Below are 22,369 nucleotides of genomic sequence, written 5' to 3' on the forward strand. Positions count from 1 at the left end.
ACGCGCCGCTAACGGCTCTCGCTCTGATACGAAACAATCGTCTTTTCCAGCGCGGCCCACGTAAGGCGCACGGCGTCCGGCGAATGCAGGAAGCGTGCGTCGTGATGCAGGCCGAGCGTGAAGCTGTACAACTCGAAGAGCATCAGGTCCGGATCCGTATCCGCGCGCAGATGCCCTTCTTCCATCGCCTGCGAAATGGCGCGCAGCAACGCGGCACGCCAGGCGGTCACGCTCGCGATCAACTGCTCGCGCACGGGGCTGTCCGGCCGGTCGTCGTACTCCACTGCGCCGCTGATGTAGATGCACCCGGTCGTCACCTCCTGGATGCGCTTCTCGATCCAGCGCGCCAGCATCGCCCGAAGACGCGGCAGACCGCGCGACTCGCGCAGGCTCGGAAAGAACACCTCGTTCTCGAAACGATGGTGGTACTCGCGGACGACCTCCACCTGAAGGTCTTCGCGCGATCCGAAGTGCGCGAACACGCCGCTCTTGCTCATCTGCATGCGCTCGGCCAGCAGGCCGATCGTCAGCCCCTCCAGCCCGTCACGGCTGGCGAGGTCCAAAGCAGCTTCGAGTATCGCGGCACGCGTCTGTTCGCCTTTTCGCATAGCTATTTCTGTAACCGTTCGGGGGTTCGAATAAAATCGAACGGCCGTACTATTATTGAGTGCGGCCGCTCGCGAAACAAGGAAATTATTAGAAACCGGTGTCTAACCGAGCCGCTATTTTGCGCGATTCCGGCGGGACCGGAGCGGCTTTTCCGCACGAACGTGCGGACAGATTTTTTGAAGCGAATACTTAGTCTGCGTCAGTCGTAACCGCCGACCGTCAGCGCCTTCATCACGAGGCGGTACGTGTTGTACGCCAGCCAGTTCAGCAGCCGCTCGACGCGCGGGCGCGCGGCGTAGTGCGCGGCGTCGATTTCCCGGCCTTCGGCGAACGCGGTGGCGATCGCGTCGCGCAACTGGTTCGTCACTGCATCGTAGCGCACCAGCACGACGTTCGCTTCATTGTTCAGCATCAGGCTCAGCGCGTCCAGATTCGACGAGCCGACCGTCGCCCAGTTGTCGTCGATCACGGCGACCTTGCCGTGCAGGATCGTCTTGTCGTATTCGGCGACGCGCACGCCTGCGCGCAACAGCGCGTGATACAGGAACGGTACGGCCGTATCGAGCGCCGTGAATTCCTTGCGGCCGATCAGCACCTGCACGTCGACGCCGCGGCGGGCCGCGCCCGTCAGCGCGCGGCGCAGCTTGCGGCCCGGCATGAAGTACGGATTCGCGAGCAGGATCCGCTGGCGCGCCTGGCCGATCGCCGCGAGGTAGGCTTTCTCGATCGCACGGCGATTCACGACGTTGTCGCGCGCGACGAACGCGACGCTCGGCTCGGTCACGACCCGGAGCGCGCCGGCCTTGATCCACCGGTGGCTGCGCATCCAGCGCCGGAACATGTCCGGGAACGCTTCGCCGCCATGCAGCCCGGCCGCGTACTGCGCATACGGCTTGTGGCCGAACCGGATCCGGTGCCACTGCAGCTCGAACGCGGCGCGCACGTCGGACACCGCGGGCCCGGCCATCTCGACCGCGAAATCCCAGCGCGGGAACGGCAGCGTCGCGCTGCCCTGCGTGTAGTCGTCGACGATGTTGATGCCGCCGCAGAACGCGACCGCGTGATCGATCACCGCGAGCTTGCGGTGCGTGCGCGAGAAGCCGAAGCGGCCGAACAGGAAGCGGTTGTAGATGCAGTGCTCGACGCCGGCCTCGGCCCATGTGTCGAACAGCGGCAGGCGGGCGGTGCCGATGCCGTCGGTGATCACGCGCACGCGCACGCCGCGCTGCGCCGCGCGGATCAGCGCGTCCGACACCGGGCGGCCGGCCTCGTCGTCGCAGAAGATGTAGGTTTCGAGCATCACCTGCTCGCGGGCGGCGTCGATCCGATCGATCAGCGCGTGGAAGAATTCACCGCCGGTTTCGCACAGCCGCACGGTGTTGCCGGCCGTAAACGCGAGCCGCGACGCGGAGCCGCGCTCCTGCAGGAACATCTGCCGCAATTGCGCGAAGCGCTTGCGGGTCTCCGCATTCATGCGGACGAACCGTGCGGCGCACGCATGAGGGCCACGCGCGCGGGCAATTGCAGGATCGCCTCGGCGTTCGACGGCGAGAAGCAGCGCGCGGCCGCCTCGCGGAACGGCAGCCACGCATGGTCGACATGCTCGCGCGGCGACAGCGTCACGTCGACGCGATGCGGCACGCACAGGCCGAACCAGTGCTCGACGTTGCGCGTGACGCCCGGCGCATAGCGATGCAGGTATTGCGGATAGATCGTGTATTCGATCCGGTGATGCCAGTCGACGAGCGCGGTGGCCGGCACGTCCGGCGTGCCGACCGCGATGCCGGTTTCCTCGGCCACTTCGCGTGCGGCGGTGAGCGTGAGCGGCTCGTCGAGCGCGTCCTTCGAGCCGGTGACCGATTGCCAGAAATCGGGCTGGTCGGCACGCTTGATCACGAGCACGTCGAGTTCGGGCGTGTAGATCACGACGAGAACGGATTCGGGGATTTTCGGCGGCTTCGTCATCTTGGTTTCATGCGGCACAGGGCCGTGCGCGGGGCCTGTGCCCGAACGTGCGGCAAGTGCTGCGACTGTACCGCAAAAAACGAAAAAGGCGCACCACGGCGCCTTTTCGTTGGATGTCGCGCGCGCGTCGCCGCGCGCACGACCGGGTGCGAAAACGCGTTACGCCTTCGGCTGCTCCGGCTGACGCAGACGGATGTGCAGCTCGCGCAGCTGACGCTCGTCGACCGGGCTCGGCGCCTGCGTGAGCAGATCCTGCGCACGCTGGGTCTTCGGGAATGCGATCACGTCGCGGATCGAATCGGCGCCGGCCATCATCGTGACGATGCGGTCGAGACCGAATGCGATACCGCCGTGCGGCGGCGCGCCGTACTGCAGCGCGTCCAGCAGGAAGCCGAACTTCAGTTGCGCCTCTTCCGCGCCGATCTTCAGTGCGCGGAACACCTTGCTCTGCACTTCCTCGCGGTGGATACGCACCGAGCCGCCGCCGATTTCCCAGCCGTTCAGCACCATGTCGTACGCCTTCGCGAGGCAGCGGCCCGGGTCGGTCTCGAGATACTCGAGGTGCTCGTCCTTCGGGCTCGTGAACGGGTGGTGCGCGGCGACGTAGCGCGCGTCTTCGTCGTCGTATTCGAACATCGGGAAGTCGACGACCCACAGCGGCTTCCAGCCGGCCTGGACGAGGCCGTTCGCCTTGCCGAATTCCGAATGGCCGATCTTCAAGCGCAGCGCGCCGAGGCTGTCGTTGACGACCTTCGCGCGATCGGCCGCGAAGAAGATGATGTCGCCGTCTTCAGCGCCGGTACGCTCGAGGATCGCCGCGATCGACGCGTCGTGCAGGTTCTTCACGATCGGGCTTTGCAGGCCGTCGCGGCCCTTCGCCTTCTCGTTGACCTTGATCCAGGCGAGGCCCTTCGCGCCGTAGATGCGCACGAATTCCGTGTAGCCGTCGATGTCGCCGCGCGACAGCTCGCCGCCCTTCGGCACGCGCAGCGCCGCGACGCGGCCGTCCTTCGCGTTGGCCGGCGTGCTGAATACCTTGAAATCGACGTCCTTCATCGCGTCGGTCAGCTCGGTGAATTCGAGCTGCACGCGCAGGTCCGGCTTGTCCGAACCGAAACGCGCCATCGCTTCCGAGTACGGCATCACCGGGAATGTCGCGTCGAGTTCGACGTCGATCGTCGTCTTGAAGATGTGACGGATCATGTCTTCGAACAGATCGCGGATTTCCTGCTCGCCGAGGAACGACGTTTCGCAGTCGATCTGCGTGAATTCCGGCTGACGGTCGGCGCGGAGATCCTCGTCGCGGAAGCACTTGGTGATCTGGTAGTAACGGTCGAAGTTCGCGACCATCAGCAGCTGCTTGAACAGCTGCGGCGACTGCGGCAGCGCGAAGAACTGGCCGGCGTTCACGCGCGACGGCACGAGGTAGTCGCGCGCGCCTTCCGGCGTGCTCTTCGTCAGCATCGGTGTTTCGATGTCGATGAAGCCCTGCTCGTCGAGATACTTGCGCGCCTCGATCGCGACGCGGTAGCGCAGGCGCAGGTTGTGCTGCATCTGCGGGCGGCGCAGGTCGAGCACGCGGTGCGTGAGGCGCGTCGTTTCCGACAGGTTGTCGTCGTCGAGCTGGAACGGCGGCGTGACCGACGCGTTCAGCACGTTCAGTTCGTGGCACAGCACTTCGATCTTGCCGCTCTTCAGGCCGGCGTTGACCGTGCCTTCCGGACGGTTGCGCACGAGGCCCTTGATCTGCACGCAGAACTCGTTGCGCACGCCTTCGGCGGTCGCGAACATTTCCGCGCGATCCGGGTCGCACACCACCTGCACGAGGCCTTCACGATCGCGCAGGTCGATGAAGATCACACCGCCGTGATCGCGGCGGCGCTGCACCCAGCCGCACAGCGACACGGTTTGGCCCAGCAGGTGTTCGGTCACGAGACCGCAGTATTCAGTACGCATCGACATGATGTTTGCTTTCGTTCGGTTTGATCAACGGGCGCCGCAACGCGCGGCCCGGGCGATGATTCTTTACTTACAGCGGCGGCTCGACGGGACGACGGGCGGGCGCCGGAGCCGGCGCCGAAGGCGCCACGACGCCCATCGAGACGATGTACTTGAGCGCGGCATCGACCGACATGTCGAGTTCGATGACTTCGCTCTTCGGCAACATCAGGAAGAAGCCCGACGTCGGGTTCGGCGTCGTGGGCACGTACACGCTCACGTACTCTTCCGTCAGATGGTTGACCACGTCGCCGCCGGGCGTGCCGGTCAGAAACGCGATCGTATACGAGCCGCGGCGCGGGTATTCGATCAGCAGCGCCTTGCGGAATGCGTTGCCGCTACTCGACAGCAGCGTGTCCGATACCTGCTTGACGCTCGTGTAGATCGGCCCGACGACCGGGATGTGACGCACGACCGCGTTCCACCACGTGACGAGCTTCTGGCCGATGAAGTTCTGCGTGGCCAGTCCGACGACGAAGATGAACGCGAGCGTCAGCACCGCGCCGATCCCCGGCAGATGGAAGCCGAGCATCCGCTCGGGCTGCCACGATTCGGGCAGCAGGAGCAGCGTCTGGTCCATCGTGCCGATGATGAGGCCGAGCACCCACAGCGTGATCGCGAGCGGGACGAGAACCAGCAAGCCGGTCAGGAACACCGTTTTCAGGGTCGTCTTTTTCATCATCTGCCGTCAATGAACCGCGCCGGAAGCGCGGGTTGGTCGCGACCCGGCCGGGCCGCGACGATCAAGTGCCGGCGGCGGGCGCCGCAGCCGGTGCCGGCGCGGCGCTCGTCGTCGTGGTGCTGCCCGCACTGCCCGAACTGCTCGTCGCAGCCGGCGCGGCCGCGGCCGGTGCGGCTTCCGCCGCGGGTGCCGCCGGCGCCGCGTCGCCCGACGCGGTCGCCGGTGCGCTGGCGCCGCCCGAGCCGCCGCGAAAATCGGTGACATACCACCCCGAGCCCTTCAGCTGGAAACCGGCGGCAGTCACCTGTTTGCGAAAAGCATCCTTCCCGCATTCAGGGCATTGCGACAGCGGCGCGTCGCTCATCTTCTGGAGCACGTCCTTCGCGAAACCGCACGCTTCGCATCGATAGGCGTAGATCGGCATGATATTTTTCCCGCAGAAACTGGAAACGGCTTGCAAAACCTTGAATTATAGCCGAAACCCCGGCCCGCTCCGGCAACGGCCGCGACGCGCGCGCATCAGCGGCGACGCCACGTGAGCCAGCGCTCGTGCCCGTCGAACACGGCCAGCGAATCGGTCACGGGCAGATCCTCGATCAGCTCGAAGTGCGGCGCGAGCAGCGCGTCGAGTTCGGCTCGCTCGATCCCGAACGGCGGCCCTTTCGGTTTCGCCACCACGAAGAAATAACCGGCCAGCAATCCGCCCGCGGGCAGCAGCTCGGCCATCCGCGCCGCATAGCTCGCGCGCAGGCTCGGCGGCAGCGCGCACAGGAACGCGCGCTCGTACACCCACTGCACATCGAACGGCGGCTGGTACTGGAAAAAATCGGCCTGCTCGACGACGTCCGCATGCGCACCGAGCTGCGCCTTCGCCGCAGCGACCGCCTGCGCGGCGAAATCGATCGCGCGCACCGGCCAGCCGGCCTGCGCGAGCCATCCGGCCTCCTGCGCACTGCCGCAGCCCGGGATCAGCACCGCACACGGGTCGCGCCGCTGCGCGAACGCGCGAAACCCGTCCGGCACACCGCCGAATTCCCACGGCGTCACGCCTCGCTCGAAGCGCTCGTCCCAGAACGACGCGCTGCCGGGGTCGCGCGTCGCGAAATCGGCGGCGCTCGACGCGGACGGCTGTTTCGGTTCGGACATCGCGTGGCTCCTTTCGGTCAGGCGCCGTACGCGAGCGCGAGCAGCACGCGCGCGACGAGCGCCCCGACGCCGACGGCCAGGCCGAAGATCAGCAACGCCTGCAGCAGCCGGTTCGTCCGTTTCTGCTCGACGAGGACCTGACGCATCAGCTCCTCGCTCGCGGCGCGCGGCGCGTCGTGGCGCGCGGCCATCGCATGGTGGATCAGGCGCGGCAGTTGCGGCAGCGTCTTGCTCCACTGCGGCGCCTCGACCTTGAACCGCTCGTACCAGCCGCGCAGGCCGATCTGCTCGGTCATCCAGCGCTCGAGATACGGCTTCGCGGTCTTCCACAGGTCGAGTTCGGGGTCGAGCGAGCGGCCGAGCCCCTCGACGTTCAGCATCGTCTTCTGCAGCAGCACGAGCTGCGGCTGGATCTCGACGTTGAAGCGGCGCGACGTCGAGAACAGGCGCATCAGCACCTGGCCGAGCGAGATGTCCTTCAGCGCGCGATCGAAATACGGCTCGCACACCGCGCGGATCGCGCTTTCGAGCTCCTCGACGCGCGTCTCGGGCGGCACCCAGCCCGATTCGAGGTGAAGCGTCGCGACGCGGTGGTAGTCGCGCTTGAAGAACGCGAGGAAGTTCTGCGCGAGGTAGTTCTTGTCGAAATCGGACAGCGCGCCGACGATCCCGAAATCGAGCGCGATATAGCGGCCGAACGTGTTCGGGTCGAGGCTCACCTGGATGTTGCCGGGGTGCATGTCCGCATGGAAGAAACCGTCGCGGAACACCTGCGTGAAGAAGATCTCGACGCCTTCGCGCGCGAGCTTCTTGATGTCGACGCCGGCCGAGCGCAGTGTCTCGACCTGGCTGATCGGCACGCCGGTCATGCGCTCCATCACGAGCACCTGCGACGTCGAGAAATCCCAGAACATCTCGGGCACGAGCAGCAGGTCGAGGCCCGCGAAGTTGCGGCGCAGCTGGCTGCCGTTCGCGGCCTCGCGCATCAGGTCGAGCTCGTCGTGCAGGTACTTGTCGAATTCGGCGACGACCTCGCGCGGCTTCAGGCGCCGGCCGTCGGCCCACATGCGTTCGGTCCACGTCGCGATGTCGCGCATCAGCGCGAGGTCGGAATCGATCACCGGCAGCATGTTCGGCCGCAGCACCTTGACGGCGACGGCCTTGCCCGCGTGCACGCCCTGCTTCAGCTTCGCGAAATGCACCTGCGCGATCGATGCGCTCGCGATCGGCTCGCGCTCGAATTCGTCGAACAGCTCGTCGACCGGCGCGCCGAGCGACTTCTCGATGATCGCGATCGCGACGGCCGAATCGAACGGCGGCACCTGATCCTGCAGCTTCGCGAGTTCGTTCGCGAAATCGACCGACAGCAGGTCGCGGCGCGTCGACAACACCTGGCCGAACTTCACGAAGATCGGGCCGAGGCTTTCGAGCGCGTGGCGCAGCCGCACGGCGGGCGGATCGGAGTAACGGCGACCGATCGTCGTGATCCGCAGCAGCAGCTTCACGCGCCGGTCGTCGATCCGGGACAGCATCACTTCGTCGAGACCAAAGCGGATGACGGTGTAGACAATCTTGATGAAACGGAAAATGCGCATGCCCTGCGGCCCTCAGTGCGCGCCGCGCGGGCTGGAACCCGTGCGCGCGCCGATTTTTTGTTCGAGTCGCTCGACCCGCTTTTCGACCCGCGCGAGCGCATCGCGTGCGCGCGCCAGTTCGGCGTCGAAGCCGCCGAGCGACGCACGCCGGACGACTTGCGGGTTCTCGTCGAGCCAGTATTCGGCGACGGAGTCGAGCACGTTGCGTCCGGTGCGGCGCGCGCGCGCGCCGGCATCGCGCACGACCGTCGCGATCCGGTACGCCGCCGCGTCGCCGACCAGCTTCGCGAGATCTTCTTCCGGTTCCCAGCGCAGATGCTCGGCCAGTTTCGCGATCTGCGTCGCGAATTCCGCGTCGCCCTCGATCTTCACGTGCTTCATCACGGCGGCCTGGCCGCCCTGCAGGAACGCGGCGACCGTATCGCCGGCGAGCGCGATCGACACGTCGACCTGTTGCGCATCGTGTGCGTCGACAGCCGACAGATAGCCGTCGGGCTGCACCAGCAGCGTGAGCGTGACGGGAGGCACGTCGATCCGGGCAGTCTTGCCCGCATAGGGAATCAGGCGGTCGCGCGCCCACGATTCGCGCGCGAGCAGGTGATTGACGGCAGCAGCAAAAGGCTTGGCGGCAAAGGTCATCGGCTGGGAAAGAAAAAACCCGCGCAGGCCGGGCGCCCACGCGGGTTTCTATTGTAACGTCGGATCGATGGCAGACCGTGCCTGACCGTACACCCGGGCGGCAAGCGGTCGCAGTGCGGCGGCCGTCGCCCGGGTGCCCGGCGGCGCGGGCCGCCGGCCACGCTCAGTGCGTGTTGATCTGCTGGATACCCGCGAGCAGCCAGCCCTGGCTGCCCGACTTCGACAGGTTCCACACCTCGTCGAACGGTGCGGCCGACGTATTCGCCGATTCGCGGATCAGGCCATGGAAGCGCACGCTCGCCGACTGCTCGATGCCGCGATCCTCGATCGCGACCAGTTCCGCGTCGAGCTGCACGACGTCGGTCTGGTTCGCGTCGTTGCCGCGCGAATCGAGGTCGATCTTGATCTCGGCGAACATTTCGGGCGTCGTGAACTCGCGGATGTCGGCCAGGTTGCCCTGGTCCCACGCGGCCTGCAGGCGCACGAAATAGACTTTCGCGCTGCGCAGAAACGCTTCGGTGTCGAAGCCGGCCGGCACTTGAAGCGGCGCAGCCGCCATCGCGCCTGCCGCGCCGGCGGCCGCCGCACCGCCGCCGAACACGCCCTGCGCTTCATTGGCATAGCTGCTGCCGCTGCCCGCGTAGTTGCCGCCGGTGTTGCCCTGCTGGAACGAGGGGCTTTGCGAATAGCCGCCCGACGACGACGAAGCGCCGCCGACCGAATATGCCGGCTCCTGCGGGCGACGGCGGTTCATGAACTTGCGGACCAGCCAGATGCCGACCATCGCGAGCAACGCGATCACGATGACGTTCGCCATCATGCTCGCGAACGCGCCACCGAGGCCGAAGTGCGACAGCAGCGCCGCGATGCCGAGACCGGCCGCGAGACCGGCGATCGGCCCGAGCCAGCGCGAGCGGTTGGGCTGCGCGGCCGGCGTGGGCGCGGCCGGGTTCGTACGCTGCGCCTGCGACGGCGCGGCCTGCTGCATCGGCTGCTGCGCGGGCGGCGTGGCCTGGCGCTGCGTGACGGTGGAGCTCTGGCGGCCGATGCTGCGCCCGCCGCCCATGCGCTTCGCTTCGGCGTCGAGCGATGCGAACGTGCCGGCCGTGAGCAGGCCGACCATCAGCAGCGTGCCGACCCGTCGAGCCCACGGCTTCGACGGCTTGCTACGGTTGAACAACGAACGCGATTCAGACATCAGCTTCTCCGAATGTAAGACGAATGTAGGGAAAGAACCCCTTAGTACTTGGTCCCTAGGTGTAAAGCTACCACGCCACCTGACAAATTGTAATATTTGACGGCATCGAGGCCCGCTTGTTCCATCATCGTCTTCAGCGTGTCCTGATCGGGGTGCATCCGGATAGATTCAGCAAGATACCGATAACTTTCAGCATCTTTCGCGAACTTGTCGCCAAGCCACGGTAATACTTTGAAAGAATACAGGTCGTACGCTTTTTTAAGCGGATCCCAGACTTTCGAGAATTCCAGCACCATCACGCGGCCGCCGGGCTTCGTCACGCGGCGCATCTCGGCGAGCGCGGCATCCTTGTGCGTCATGTTGCGCAGCCCGAACGCGACCGTGACCACGTCGAAGTAGTTGTCCGGAAACGGAATTTTCTCGGCGTCGCACAGCAGCGACGGCGTCACGACGCCCTTGTCGAGCAGCCGGTCGCGGCCGACGCGCAGCATCGATTCGTTGATGTCGGTATGCCAGACCTCGCCCGTCGGCCCGGCCGCCTTCGCGAACGACTTGGTCAAGTCGCCGGTGCCGGCCGCGATGTCGAGCACCTTGAAGCCGGGGCGCACGTTCGCCTGCGCGATCGTGAACGCCTTCCACGCGCGGTGCATGCCCGCCGACATCAGGTCGTTCATCAGATCGTAGTTGCTCGCGACCGAATGAAACACGCCCGCCACTTTCTTCGCTTTTTCGTTTTCCTCGACGCTTTCGAAGCCGAAGTGGGTTTTGCTCATCGCGTTGATCCTCAGTAAATGGCAAGACGGCGCCGAGCGGGCGCCGTCGATTTCAGTGGCAGTGGCCGTGCGGCGCTGCGGCTGCCGGCATCGGCGCGTCGCGCTCGACGCCCGCCGCCTTCAGTTTGTCGAAATAGTCGCGCCACAGCGCGTCCTGCTGCGTCGCCAGTTCGTACAGCAGGTCCCACGAGTAGATGCCGGTCGAATGGCCGTCGGAGAACGTCGGCTGCAGCGCGTAGTTGCCGACGCCCTCGAGCGCGGTGATCGTCACTTCGCGCTTGCCGGTCTGCAACGTCTCCTGGCCGGGCCCGTGGCCGCGCACCTCGGCCGACGGCGAATAGACGCGCATCAGCTCGAACGGAATCCGGTAACTCTCGCCGTTCGGGTACTGCAATTCGAGCACGCGCGACACCGCGTGCACGACGACGCCGGACGGAATCGGCGTCGTGGAAGTCAAACCGCTCATGCTTGCCTCGAATCGGTCATGCGTTGAATTTCCTCGCGCACCGCATTGTGCAGCAGCGAGGCCTGCGCCGCGCGCGAGCGCAGCAGCGCCTCGGACACGCTGCGCTGGCGCGGCGCCCACACGGGCTGCGGGAAATGGGCATCGTTGGAAAAGCGCGGAATCACGTGCCAGTGCACGTGCGGCACCATGTTGCCGAGGCTCGCGAGATTCACCTTGTTCGGCTGCATCACGCGCCGCACGGCCCGCTCGACCGCGTAGACCACGCGCATCAGATGTGCCCGCTCGGGCTCGCCGAGATCGGAGAACTCGGCCACGTGCGCACCCCAGATCACCCGGCAGAAGCCCGGGTAGTCGTGCTCGCCGGTGGCCAGCACGACACGCAGCGCATCGTCCTGCCAGAGCACCTCGCCGCCGTCTTCACGGCAAAACACGCATTCCATCGTCGCTCCCATGTGGACGGGCGCCGGCACATCAGCGCCGGCGCCCGCTCTCATCCTAGTCCCGCCGGGCGGTCGTCATGCCCGCATTAGACCAGCACGCGCTCGATCCCGCCATGGTTCGCCCGTGCGACATAATCGGCCATCCAGTTCTCGCCGAGCACCTGGCGCGCGATTTCGACCACGATGTAGTCGGCCTCGAGGTTCGCATCCTCGTTGTAGCGCGACAGCCCCTGCAGGCACGACGGGCAGCTCGTCAGGATCTTCACGTCCGGGCCGTTCGCGCCCGCGGCGGCCGGCGCCGGCGCATCGCCCGCCACCACCGGAATCGCACGCAGCTTCGCCGCACCCTTGCGGATCTCCTCTTCCTTGCGGAAGCGCACCTGCGTCGACACGTCCGGCCGCGTGACCGCCAGCGTGCCCGACTCCCCGCAGCAGCGATCGTTCTTCTCGATCCTGTAGCCGTCCTTCTCCGCGCCCATCAGCTCGTTGACGAGCTTCACCGGGTCGATCGTCTTGATCGGCGTATGGCACGGGTCGTGATACATGTAGCGCGTGCCCGTCACCCCGTCGAGCTTCATCCCCTTCTCGAGCAGGAACTCGTGGATGTCGATGATCCGGCACCCCGGGAAGATCTTGTCGAATTCATACCCCGCCAGCTGGTCGTAGCACGTGCCGCACGACACCACCACCGTCTTGATGTCCAGATAGTTCAGCGTGTTCGCGACCCGGTGGAACAGCACGCGGTTGTCCGTGACGATCTTCTCGGCCTTGTCGTACTGCCCCGAGCCGCGCTGCGGATAGCCGCAGCACAGGTAGCCCGGCGGCAGCACCGTCTGCACGCCCGCTTCCCACAGCATCGCCTGCGTGGCCAGCCCCACCTGCGAGAACAGCCGTTCGGAGCCGCAGCCCGGGAAGTAGAACACCGCTTCCGAATCGACGGTCGTCGACTTCGGGTTGCGGATGATCGGCACGATCTTGTTGTCCTCGATGTCCAGCAGCGCCCGCGCCGTCTTCTTCGGCAGGTTGCCCGGCATCTTCTTGTTCACGAAGTGGATCACCTGCTCGACCGCCGGCGGCTTGCCCGTCGTCGCCGGCGGGTGCTGCGTCTGCTTCGTCACGACCTTCTTCAGCATGTCGTTCGCGAAGCGCTGCACCTTGTAGCCCACCCCCATCATCACGCCGCGCGCGAGGTTGATCGTCTGCGGATTGGTCGCGTTCAGGAAGAACATCCCCGCCGCGTTGCCCGCGTTGAACTTCTTCTTGCCCATCTTGCGCAACAGGTTGCGCATGTTCATCGTCACGTCGCCGAAGTCGATCTTCACCGGGCACGGCGTCGCGCACTTGTGGCACACCGTGCAGTGGTCGGCCACGTCGTTGAACTCGTCCCAGTGCTTGATCGACACGCCGCGGCGCGTCTGCTCCTCGTACAGGAACGCCTCGACCAGCAGCGACGTCGCGAGGATCTTGTTGCGCGGGCTGTACAGCAGGTTCGCGCGCGGCACGTGGGTCGCGCACACCGGCTTGCACTTGCCGCAGCGCAGGCAGTCCTTCACCGAATCGGCGATCGCGCCGATGTCGGACTGCTGCATGATCAGCGACTCGTAGCCCATCAGCCCGAAGCTGGGCGTGTACGCGTTGCGCAGATCGGCGCCGTCGAGCAGCTTGCCCTTGTTGAAACGGCCGTTCGGGTCGACGCGCTGCTTGTACGCGCGGAATTCGGCGATCTCGTCGTCGGTCAGGAACTCGAGCTTCGTGATGCCGATCCCGTGTTCGCCGGAGATCACGCCGTCGAGCGAACGCGCCAGCGTCATGATGCGGGCCACCGACGCGTGCGCGTCCTGCAGCATCTCGTAGTTGTCGGAGTTGACCGGGATGTTGGTGTGGACGTTGCCGTCGCCCGCATGCATGTGCAGCGCGACGAACACACGGCCGCGCAGCACGCGCTTGTGGATCGCCTGCGCTTCGTCGAGGATCGGCTTGAACGCGCCGCCGTTGAAGATCGCGCGCAGCTCCGCGCGGATCTCCTGCTTCCACGAGATGCGGACCGTGCGGTCCTGCGTGACGTGGAACACGGTCGCGCCCGGTTGCGCGTCCGCGCGATCGGCGAACTTCTCGGCGAGCGCCTCGTAGCCGAGCTGCACCAGGTAGTGCTGCGCCTCGCGCAGCGGCTGGTCGAGCCGGTCGCGCACGAATTCCCAGCGCGCGCGCACGCGCTTGAGCAGCTCCAGCGCCTGCTGCACGCGGTCTTCCAGCAGCTCGGCGCTCGGGATCTCGTTCGCGTCGTCGGTCTTGCCGAGCGGCAGGTTGCCGCCCTTGAAGAACGCCTCGAGCGCGTCGACCAGCTGCAGCTTGTTCTTCAGCGACAGCTCGATGTTGATCCGCTCGATGCCGTCGGTGTACTCGCCCATCCGGTTCAGCGGGATCACGACGTCCTCGTTGATCTTGAACGCGTTCGTGTGCTTCGCGATCGCGGCCGTGCGGCTGCGGTCGAGCCAGAAGCGCTTGCGCGCCTCCGCGCTGACCGCGACGAAGCCTTCGCCGCTCTTGCCGTTCGCCATCCGGATCACTTCGGACGTCGCCTGCGCGACCGCATCGGCGTCGTCGCCGACGATGTCGCCGATCAGCACCATCTTCGGGAACGCGTTGCGCTTGCTCTTGGTCGCGTAGCCGACCGCGCGCAGGTAGCGCTCGTCGAGGTGCTCGAGGCCCGCGAGGATCGCGCCGCCCTGCTTCGACGTCTCGAACAGGTAGTCCTTGATCTCGACGATGCTCGGGATCGCCTCGCGCGCCTGGCCGAAGAATTCGAGGCAGACGGTGCGCGTATGCGCGGGCATCTTGTGCAGCACCCAGCGCGCGGACGTGATGAGCCCGTCGCAGCCTTCCTTCTGCACGCCCGGCAGGCCGGCGAGGAACTTGTCGGTCACGTCCTTGCCGAGCCCTTCCTTGCGGAACCGGCGACCCTCGATCTCGAGCATCTCGGTCTTGAGCAGCTTCTCGCCGGGCGCGTATGCGCCGTCGAACCACTTCAGCTCGAAGCGCGCGACCGCGATGTCGTGGATCTTGCCCTGGTTGTGCTCGTGGCGCGTGACTTCGAGCCAGTTGCCGTCCGGGTCGACCATTCGCCACCACGCGAGGTTGTCCAGCGCGGTGCCCCACAGCACGGCCTTCTTGCCGCCCGCGTTCATCGCGACGTTGCCGCCGATGCACGACGCGTCGAGCGAGGTCGGATCGACCGCGAACACGTAGCCGGCCGCTTCGGCCGCCTCGGTCACGCGGCGCGTGACGACGCCCGCGCCGGAGAAGATCGTCGGCACCTTGTGCGCGACGCCCGGCAGCTCGGTCAGTTCGACCGCGCCGAGCTGTTCGAGCTTCTCGGTGTTGATCACCGCGGAGAACGGCGTGAGCGGCACCGCGCCGCCCGTGTAGCCGGTGCCGCCGCCGCGCGGGATCACGGTCAGGCCGAGCTCGAAGCACGCCTTGATCAGCGCGGCGATCTCGGCTTCGGTGTCCGGCGTCAGCACGACGAACGGGTATTCGACGCGCCAGTCGGTCGCGTCCGTCACGTGCGACACGCGCGACAGCCCGTCGAAGCGGATGTTGTCCTTCTGCGTGCAGCGGCCGAGCGCCTTGGTCGCGCGGCGGCGCAGCTCGGCCATCTTGTCGAATTCGTCGGCGAATTCGTCGACCGCGCGCTGCGCGGCGGTTTCGAGCATCTCGACGCGCGACGCGCGTTCCCGGCCGGCGTCGTCGCGGTGCGCGGTGAGATCGGCGCTGCGGCGCTTGCCGATCTCGGTCAGGCGGTGGTTCAGCGCCTCGATCAGCAGCGCGCGGCGTTTCGGGTTGTCGAGCAGGTCGTCCTGCAAATAGGGGTTGCGGCGCACGACCCAGATGTCGCCGAGCACTTCATACAGCATCCGTGCCGAGCGGCCCGTGCGGCGCTCGGCGCGCAGTTCGTCGAGCACCGCCCACGCCTCTTCGCCGAGCAGGCGGATCACGATCTCGCGATCCGAGAAGGACGTGTAGTTGTAGGGAATCTCGCGCAAGCGGGGCGCGGGGTCGGCGGCGACGGCGGCGGCCGCGCCATGCGGATCGAAAACTTGTGGTGCGTTCATGTTCGGACGACTCGGAGGGCCGATATCCCGTGCACGGGCGTCGGCAAGCGCGTGGGCGCAATCTTGGGGAAATCTGTTCTGTTACCAGGCGCGCGGCTGTCCTTCATGGGGCCGGAGCGGGCGACTCGCCCCTCCTGGCCGGCGACAGGGCCTGGCGGCACTCGGGACCATCAGCACGATCGCGCGCGGCGCGCATGCCGTTCGGCCGCGGGGCTGGCTGCGCGCGGCGTCGGCTTCAACGGTGCGATCCGTGGGTGCCTCTGCATCTTCCGAATCCTTGATTCAAAACGGAATTCTAACCCATGATCGGGCAGCCCGTGACACGCCGGACAGGTCGTGGGGCTATCGCCGCGAGCCGCGCCGGGCGGGCTTCGGCGCGGTTTCGTCCGACCATTCGCCGTCCGTCCGGTCGGTAACCATGCGGTTAAACGGTAAAGAGCGCCGGCAAAATGCTGCGCCCGGCGGCGCGCATCCGCTGCCTGCACGCACACACGGCCGCCCGCAGCCGCCCGCCCGGCATGCCGCTTGCGTGCGGGCGGACCCTTGGCGCTATCATTGACCCTTTACCGTCTGCATCCGCACTGCACGCGAGCGCCCATGGCATCCCACGATTACCTGAAGAAAATCCTCACCGCGCGCGTCTACGACGTCGCGATCGAGACGGAACTCGAACCGGCCCGCAACCTGTCGGCCCGGCTGCGCAACGCCGTTTACCTGAAGCGCGAGGACAACCAGCCGGTGTTCTCGTTCAAGCTGCGCGGCGCGTACAACAAGATGGCGCACATTCCGACGGACGCGCTCGCGCGCGGCGTGATTACGGCGTCGGCCGGCAACCACGCGCAGGGCGTCGCATTCTCGGCGGCCCGGATGGGCGTCAAGGCCGTGATCGTCGTCCCGGTCACGACGCCGCAGGTGAAGGTCGACGCGGTGCGCGCGCACGGCGGCCCGAGCGTCGAGGTGATCCAGGCGGGCGAATCGTACAGCGATGCGTACGCGCACGCGGTCAAGGTCCAGCAGGAGCGCGACCTCACGTTCGTCCACCCGTTCGACGATCCGTACGTGATCGCCGGCCAAGGCACGATCGCGATGGAGATCCTGCGTCAGCACCAGGGTCCGATCCACGCGATCTTCGTGCCGATCGGCGGCGGCGGGCTCGCGTCCGGCGTCGCCGCGTACGTGAAGGCGGTGCGCCCGGAGATCAAGGTGATCGGCGTGCAGGCCGAGGATTCGTGCGCGATGGCGCAGTCGCTGGACGCGGGCGAGCGCATCGAGCTGAGCGAAGTCGGCCTGTTCGCGGACGGCACCGCGGTGAAGCTCGTCGGCGAGGAAACCTTCCGGCTGTGCCGCGAATTCCTCGACGGCGTCGTGACGGTCAACACCGACGCGCTATGCGCGGCGATCAAGGACGTGTTCCAGGACACGCGCAGCGTGCTCGAGCCGTCCGGCGCGCTCGCGGTCGCGGGGGCGAAGCTGTACGCGGAACGCGAAGGTATCGAAAACCAGACGCTCGTCGCGGTCACGTCCGGCGCGAACATGAATTTCGACCGGATGCGCTTCGTCGCCGAGCGCGCGGAGGTCGGCGAGGCGCGCGAAGCGGTGTTCGCGGTCACGATCCCCGAGGAACGCGGCAGCTTCAAGCGCTTCTGCTCGCTCGTCGGCGATCGCAACGTCACCGAGTTCAACTACCGGATCGCCGATGCGCAATCCGCGCACATCTTCGTCGGCGTGCAGATCAGGCGCCGCGGCGAATCGGCGGAGATCGCCGCGAACTTCGAGTCGCACGGCTTCAAGAGCGTCGACCTGACGCACGACGAGCTGTCGAAGGAACACATCCGCTACATGGTCGGCGGCCGCTCGCCGCTCGCGCTCGACGAGCGCCTGTTCCGCTTCGAATTCCCGGAACGGCCGGGCGCGCTGATGAAGTTCCTGTCGTCGATGGCGCCGGACTGGAACATCAGCCTGTTCCACTACCGCAACCAGGGCGCGGACTACAGCTCGATCCTCGTCGGGCTGCAGGTGCCGCAGGCCGATCGTGCCGAATTCGAACGCTTCCTCGCGGCGCTCGGCTATCCGTATGTCGAAGAGAGCGCCAACCCGGCTTACCGCCTCTTCCTGTCGTAAAGGCGTCACACGATGAATCCCGAACATTCCCCGCTCGGCAAGGCCACCGTCTACGCGGCGCAGTACGACGCGTCGCTGCTGTTCCCGATCCCGCGCGCCGGCGCGCGCGAGCAGCTCGGCATCACGTCGGCGCTGCCGTTCTTCGGCACCGACATCTGGAACGCGTACGAGCTGTCGTGGCTCAACGCGCGCGGCAAGCCGCAAGTCGCGATCGCGACGTTCTACGTGCCGGCCGAATCGCCGAACATCGTCGAATCGAAGTCGTTCAAGCTGTATCTCGGTTCGTTCGCGCAGTCGAAGTTCGACTCGGTCGACACGGTGCGCGACGTGCTGAAGCGCGACGTATCGGCCGCGTGCAGCGCGAGCGTATCGGTGCAGCTGGTGTCGGCGCACGATTTCCGCAAGCTGGAGATGGACGAGCTCGACGGGCTGTCGCTCGACCGGCTCGACCTCGACACCGACGTGTACGAACCCGACCCGTCGCTGCTGTCGGCGGCCGACGGCGAGAACGAGGCGCCGGTCGAAGAGACGCTCGTGTCCGACCTGCTGCGCTCGAACTGCCCGGTCACGGGGCAGCCCGACTGGGGCAGCGTGCAGATCCATTACGTCGGGCCGCAAATCGATCACGCGGGGCTGCTGCGCTACATCATCTCGTTCCGCAATCACACGGGCTTTCACGAGCAATGCGTCGAGCGGATCTTCCTCGACATCCTGCATGCGTGCAAACCGGTGAAGTTGGCGGTGTATGCGCGTTACACGCGCCGCGGCGGGCTCGACATCAACCCGTTCCGCACGAATTACAATCAGCCGATGCCGGATAACGCGCGGACGGCGCGGCAGTAAATGCGTGAGCTGGCGGACATTTCGGTCCGCCAACACTGCCCGCTTGCGGAAGGCGCGCTTCTCTAATTCGGTGCGAATACGTCGGCCCGGCACTTCGGACAATACAGGTAGATTGTTCGACCATCGGGCAGGGAAATGAAGCCTCGCCTTGCCTGGTCTATCCTCCATTTCGCCGCGCCACCACCTGCCAGACGCGCTTCGCCTTCGGCATAGCAACGCGCGGCGTCCAGGTCATGGCTGTACGCCCGTTCTGTTACGCGGTCCGCACGCTTGAAAAATGCGCTGACATCCGCACGCCGAAGCACGAACGTGCGACACATATCCGCCGTTTCGTCCCCGCTGATGTCAGCCGACCACGCACCGTTCCTGACGATTTCGACTGACTCCGGCACAACGGCGGGTGCCGCGCCGCCAGGCGATACCCTATTGGGCAGCGTGCCCGCAGCCGCGCTGTAGCTGAGCGCGAGCGCCAACATCAAAACTGCGATCCGAATCACCATTGCACTCTCGCCGCCTCCGTCCGGTTCTTCCGCGATACTACCGGGTGACGGAAAACCTCTGTCACCGGAACACGTAGCGTTACCGAAAGGGCGTGGATAAGCCATCGCAACGAATCGTTCTGAGCAGCCGGCGCCGCGACGTAGGTTCGTCGATCAGGGTTGGGCTCATTCAGTGGCAGAGCTTCACCGACCAATTCCACGCCAATGCTGTCCGTATTGGACGGGTAACGGTCCGGGACCGCCTTGCGCATCTCCCGCCGGTCTTCCCCACGCGGATCAAAACGTCGAAGTTGCTCCAGTTCGACGGGCGTGCAACGCATTTCGGCAACACAGCGCGCCTTGATTCGACCAACATGCCAAGTCTGCTTCTTCAAAGACGCCGTCTGATAAATCGTTCCGTCTTTTTCAATCAGAAAATGCGCGCCAGTGGCCGACGCATTCCGATAGCTGCTGAGCGCAGAAGCCGCAGTCGAACCACCTGTTTGATGGACGACAATCCCACTAATCCTCTGCATCGCACCGCGCTCAATTTGGATTTTTCTGGCTCGCACTACGCGCGGAGTCACAACCATCCCACTGGAATCAATCGACAACATCCAATACCCTCCGGTTAGATTACGGCATATCACCCTGACCTTCCCGCCTATCTCTTACGCTCAGCCCTCCGGAAGTCATGCGCACCTGCTCACTCGACTCCTCACGATAGCTCGGTCAGTTGTCGCGCATCCCATTTCCGTTCAACCGCTGCGCGGTACAGCATCGCCAGCGTGATCGGTTCCCGTTCGAGAGCGTGCGGTTTTCGGAGCACCCATCGACGGAACAACGAATAGAAGCCCCCTTCGCCCTCCATCAGGAAATACCGGTGAAAATCGAAGTCGCCGGCATCCACGGAAAAACGCTCGAAAAAGCGACCCATGAAATCGTCGGCTTCGTCGCCGGTCTGGCCAAGATCCTCCCAAAGCCTCGTGGCGGCGAACAACGGCGTCGATTTGCCAAGCCCTACCTCTGCTCTGACGAAGACCTCGATCTCATCCCAACGCACGCTTTCCATCAAAACACCTCGCCCTCTGGATTGAAAGGCGGTTGTAGCCGGCGAATCGCGCCATGCATCCGCGGCTCGCTGTCGCAGTCCGCTCAGACAGGTGTCACGTCGAGGCCCGTTGGAAAAACTTCGTCACACAATGCAAAGTTCCGGGCCGCTCGCACCTACTTCAACCGAGTTGTATTTGAACGCCCTCCGCTCATCTGCTCGCCCTCGCATCGATCTCGCCAAATGCAAAAGGCCGGTGCACGTCCATGCACCGGCCTTGTTGTACAGCTTCCGCCCTCGCCGCGTTACTTCACCGGCGGCTTGTAAGCGATGCAATCGACCTCGACCTTGCAGTCGATGACCATGCTCGACTGCACGCAGGCCCGCGCCGGCGGGTTCTCGCCGAAGTACGACACGAACACCTTGTTGAACGACGCGAAATCGCGCGCGTCGTCGAGCCACACGCCGCAGCGCACGACGTGCTCGAGGCCGTAGCCGGCTTCCTTCAGGATCGCGATCACGTTCTCGATCGTCTGCTTCGACTGCGTGACGATCCCGCCTTCGACGACCTCGCCGTTCACCATCGGCGTCTGGCCCGACACGTACAGCCAGCCGTCGGCTTCGACCGCGCGTGCAAACGGCATCACCTGGCCGCCGGTCCCCTTCGCTTCGCCTACGCCATATCGCTTCATCGTTTCACTCCTCACATTTCGGTTACGGATGCGCGCGCCGGCTTGGGCACACGCGGAAGATCGGAACACACGCCGCGTTCAGAACGCCGCGTCGGCGCTGGCCGGCACACGCTCGCCGCGTGCGACGAAACCGCCGGCGCGCTCGCCGGTCGGCTGGCCGTTTTCGTAGGTCAGCACGCCATTCACCCACACGGCGTCGATCCCGTGCGCGGGCTGTTGCGGCTGCTCGAACGTCGCGGCGTCGATCACACGCGCCGGGTCGAACAGCACGAGATCGGCGTGGTAGCCGACGTGCACTTCGCCGCGCTTCGCGATCCCGTAGCGGCGCGCGGACAGCGACGTCATCTTGCGGATCGCCTCCTCGAGCGGCAGCAAGTTGGTCTCGCGTACGTAATGGCCGAGCACGCGCGGAAATGCGCCCCACAGCCGCGGATGCGGCAGCGGATCGTTCGGCAGGCCGTCCGAGCCCACCATCGTCGCCGGATGCGACAGAATCCGGCGCACGTCGTCCTCGGACATGTTGTGGTACACGGCGCCCGCCGGGCGAATGCGCTGCGCGGCTTCCTGCTCGGTCATGCCCCAGTCGGCCGCGATCGCCTTCAGCAGCTTGCCCGCGACTTCCGGATGCGGCTCCGACCACGTGATCGTGATGTCGATGTCACCGGTCACCTGCTTCAGGTCGAGCGTCGACGAACTGCGGCTGTACGGATAGCAGTCGCAGCCGACCGGCTGGTAGCGGCGCGCGCCTTCGAGCGACGCGAGCACCTCGGTGCTGCGCCCCCAGTTCGACGGGCCCGCGCACTTCAGGTGCGATATCACGACCGGCACCTGCGCGTGGCGGCCGACGCGATAGGCCTCGTCCATCGCGTCGAGGATCGCGTCGAACTCGGTGCGCATGTGCGTCGTGTACAGCGCGCCGGCCTGGGCGAGCGGCTCGGCGAGCGCCATCACTTCCTCGGTCGGCGCCGCGAACGCGGAGCCGTACGCGAGGCCCGACGACAGGCCGAGCGCGCCGTTCGCGAGCGCCTCCTCGAGCTGCGCGCGCATGCCGGCGATCTCGCCGTCGGTCGCCGCGCGGTCGAGGCGGTCCATCTGGTTGTTGCGCAGCGCCGTATGGCCGACGAGCGCCGCGACGTTCACGGCCGGACGCGCGTCGTTCACGGCCGCGACGTAAGCGGCGAAGGTCGGGTACCGGAACGCACCGCGCTCGCCGAGCAGGTTCATCGGGTCGGGCGGATCGCCGGCAAGCGTCACCGGCGATGCGCTGATCCCGCAGTTGCCGACGATCACGGTCGTCACGCCCTGCGAGATCTTCGGGATCATCTCCGGCGCACGGATCACGTGCGTGTCGTCGTGCGTGTGCACGTCGACGAAACCCGGCGCGAGCGCACGGCCGTTCGCGTCGACGACGTTTTCGGCGAGCCAGTTCGACAGGTTGCCGATCGCCGCGATCAGGCCGTTGCGGATCGCGACGTCGCGCGTGACGGGCGGCGCGCCGGTGCCGTCGTACAGCTGCGCGCCGACGATCAGCGTATCGGCCGCTTCGGGATGCGAATGCAT

General features: G+C 66.2%; 21 protein-coding genes. 2 read left to right on the top strand and 19 right to left on the bottom strand.

The window, feature by feature from the left end; all coding sequences use genetic code 11:
• Nucleotides 1-8: 8 nt before the first annotated feature.
• The 14 genes from KR541_RS14165 to KR541_RS14230 all read right to left on the bottom strand — a co-directional run bounded on the left by KR541_RS14165 (nucleotide 9) and on the right by KR541_RS14230 (nucleotide 15,623).
• Nucleotides 9-608 carry a TetR/AcrR family transcriptional regulator gene (locus tag KR541_RS14165; protein WP_050014686.1) on the bottom strand — a complete coding sequence of 200 codons (600 nt, stop codon included), beginning with the start codon at nucleotides 606-608 and terminating at the stop codon, nucleotides 9-11.
• Nucleotides 609-808: 200 nt separating this feature from the next.
• Nucleotides 809-2,083, bottom strand: coding sequence for a cardiolipin synthase ClsB (gene clsB / locus KR541_RS14170; RefSeq protein ID WP_050014688.1), 1,275 nt, complete (start codon nucleotides 2,081-2,083; stop codon nucleotides 809-811).
• A complete protein-coding gene (gene nudB, locus KR541_RS14175) occupies nucleotides 2,080-2,574 on the bottom strand; it encodes a dihydroneopterin triphosphate diphosphatase (RefSeq protein WP_089488935.1) in 495 nt (164 codons plus the stop codon). Before nudB ends, clsB begins: the two co-directional genes overlap by 4 nt.
• A gap of 159 nt (nucleotides 2,575-2,733) precedes the next feature.
• On the bottom strand, nucleotides 2,734-4,536 hold the full coding sequence (gene aspS / locus KR541_RS14180) for an aspartate--tRNA ligase (protein ID WP_011657896.1): 1,803 nt from the start codon (nucleotides 4,534-4,536) through the stop codon (nucleotides 2,734-2,736).
• 67 nt (nucleotides 4,537-4,603) lie between these two features.
• Nucleotides 4,604-5,254, bottom strand: a complete 651-nt coding sequence (locus KR541_RS14185) for a DUF502 domain-containing protein (RefSeq protein ID WP_006477842.1) — start codon at nucleotides 5,252-5,254, stop codon at nucleotides 4,604-4,606.
• Nucleotides 5,255-5,315: 61 nt separating this feature from the next.
• The gene (locus KR541_RS14190) at nucleotides 5,316-5,678 is read right to left on the bottom strand and encodes an FmdB family zinc ribbon protein (RefSeq protein ID WP_089488807.1); all 363 of its coding nucleotides are present in this window, start codon (nucleotides 5,676-5,678) and stop codon (nucleotides 5,316-5,318) included.
• A gap of 95 nt (nucleotides 5,679-5,773) precedes the next feature.
• Nucleotides 5,774-6,400, bottom strand: coding sequence for a class I SAM-dependent methyltransferase (locus tag KR541_RS14195; protein ID WP_050014695.1), 627 nt, complete (start codon nucleotides 6,398-6,400; stop codon nucleotides 5,774-5,776).
• 17 nt (nucleotides 6,401-6,417) lie between these two features.
• Nucleotides 6,418-7,995, bottom strand: a complete 1,578-nt coding sequence (gene ubiB, locus KR541_RS14200) for a ubiquinone biosynthesis regulatory protein kinase UbiB (protein WP_050014696.1) — start codon at nucleotides 7,993-7,995, stop codon at nucleotides 6,418-6,420.
• A 12-nt stretch (nucleotides 7,996-8,007) separates the two neighbouring features.
• A complete protein-coding gene (locus tag KR541_RS14205) occupies nucleotides 8,008-8,634 on the bottom strand; it encodes a ubiquinone biosynthesis accessory factor UbiJ (RefSeq protein WP_027806086.1) in 627 nt (208 codons plus the stop codon).
• Between the two features lie 163 nt (nucleotides 8,635-8,797).
• Nucleotides 8,798-9,832, bottom strand: a complete 1,035-nt coding sequence (locus KR541_RS14210; protein WP_050014698.1) for a Tim44 domain-containing protein — start codon at nucleotides 9,830-9,832, stop codon at nucleotides 8,798-8,800.
• A gap of 41 nt (nucleotides 9,833-9,873) precedes the next feature.
• The gene (gene ubiE / locus KR541_RS14215) at nucleotides 9,874-10,605 is read right to left on the bottom strand and encodes a bifunctional demethylmenaquinone methyltransferase/2-methoxy-6-polyprenyl-1,4-benzoquinol methylase UbiE (protein ID WP_006477837.1); all 732 of its coding nucleotides are present in this window, start codon (nucleotides 10,603-10,605) and stop codon (nucleotides 9,874-9,876) included.
• Between the two features lie 52 nt (nucleotides 10,606-10,657).
• On the bottom strand, nucleotides 10,658-11,071 hold the full coding sequence (locus KR541_RS14220; protein ID WP_050014701.1) for a gamma-butyrobetaine hydroxylase family protein: 414 nt from the start codon (nucleotides 11,069-11,071) through the stop codon (nucleotides 10,658-10,660).
• The gene (locus KR541_RS14225) at nucleotides 11,068-11,511 is read right to left on the bottom strand and encodes an HIT family protein (RefSeq protein ID WP_011546191.1); all 444 of its coding nucleotides are present in this window, start codon (nucleotides 11,509-11,511) and stop codon (nucleotides 11,068-11,070) included. The genes KR541_RS14220 and KR541_RS14225 overlap by 4 nt, the downstream gene beginning before the upstream one ends.
• Nucleotides 11,512-11,597: 86 nt before the next feature.
• Nucleotides 11,598-15,623, bottom strand: coding sequence for a DUF3683 domain-containing protein (locus tag KR541_RS14230; protein ID WP_204383413.1), 4,026 nt, complete (start codon nucleotides 15,621-15,623; stop codon nucleotides 11,598-11,600).
• A 597-nt stretch (nucleotides 15,624-16,220) separates the two neighbouring features.
• On the opposite strand from KR541_RS14230, the gene ilvA reads away from it, so the two are divergent.
• Both ilvA and queF read left to right on the top strand, forming a co-directional pair.
• Entirely contained in the window at nucleotides 16,221-17,744 is a 1,524-nt protein-coding gene (gene ilvA, locus KR541_RS14235; RefSeq protein WP_050016647.1) for a threonine ammonia-lyase, biosynthetic, read from the top strand.
• A 12-nt stretch (nucleotides 17,745-17,756) separates the two neighbouring features.
• On the top strand, nucleotides 17,757-18,587 hold the full coding sequence (gene queF, locus KR541_RS14240; RefSeq protein WP_204383415.1) for an NADPH-dependent 7-cyano-7-deazaguanine reductase QueF: 831 nt from the start codon (nucleotides 17,757-17,759) through the stop codon (nucleotides 18,585-18,587).
• A 62-nt stretch (nucleotides 18,588-18,649) separates the two neighbouring features.
• Here the strand turns inward: queF and KR541_RS14245 are convergent, their stop codons facing one another.
• From KR541_RS14245 to KR541_RS14265, 5 genes are all read right to left on the bottom strand, one after another.
• Nucleotides 18,650-19,087: a hypothetical protein gene (locus KR541_RS14245; protein WP_124631943.1), complete on the bottom strand. Its 438-nt coding sequence runs from the start codon at nucleotides 19,085-19,087 to the stop codon at nucleotides 18,650-18,652.
• Nucleotides 19,081-19,683, bottom strand: a complete 603-nt coding sequence (locus tag KR541_RS14250) for a peptidoglycan recognition protein family protein (protein ID WP_080334356.1) — start codon at nucleotides 19,681-19,683, stop codon at nucleotides 19,081-19,083. Before KR541_RS14250 ends, KR541_RS14245 begins: the two co-directional genes overlap by 7 nt.
• Before the next feature lie 101 nt (nucleotides 19,684-19,784).
• On the bottom strand, nucleotides 19,785-20,138 hold the full coding sequence (locus KR541_RS14255) for a DUF1493 family protein (protein WP_050016653.1): 354 nt from the start codon (nucleotides 20,136-20,138) through the stop codon (nucleotides 19,785-19,787).
• Between the two features lie 284 nt (nucleotides 20,139-20,422).
• Nucleotides 20,423-20,809 carry a RidA family protein gene (locus tag KR541_RS14260; protein WP_050016655.1) on the bottom strand — a complete coding sequence of 129 codons (387 nt, stop codon included), beginning with the start codon at nucleotides 20,807-20,809 and terminating at the stop codon, nucleotides 20,423-20,425.
• A gap of 78 nt (nucleotides 20,810-20,887) precedes the next feature.
• Nucleotides 20,888-22,369: an N-acyl-D-amino-acid deacylase family protein gene (locus tag KR541_RS14265; protein ID WP_050016657.1), complete on the bottom strand. Its 1,482-nt coding sequence runs from the start codon at nucleotides 22,367-22,369 to the stop codon at nucleotides 20,888-20,890.

Source organism: Burkholderia sola, from assembly GCF_905400185.1.
GTDB lineage: Bacteria > Pseudomonadota > Gammaproteobacteria > Burkholderiales > Burkholderiaceae > Burkholderia > Burkholderia sola.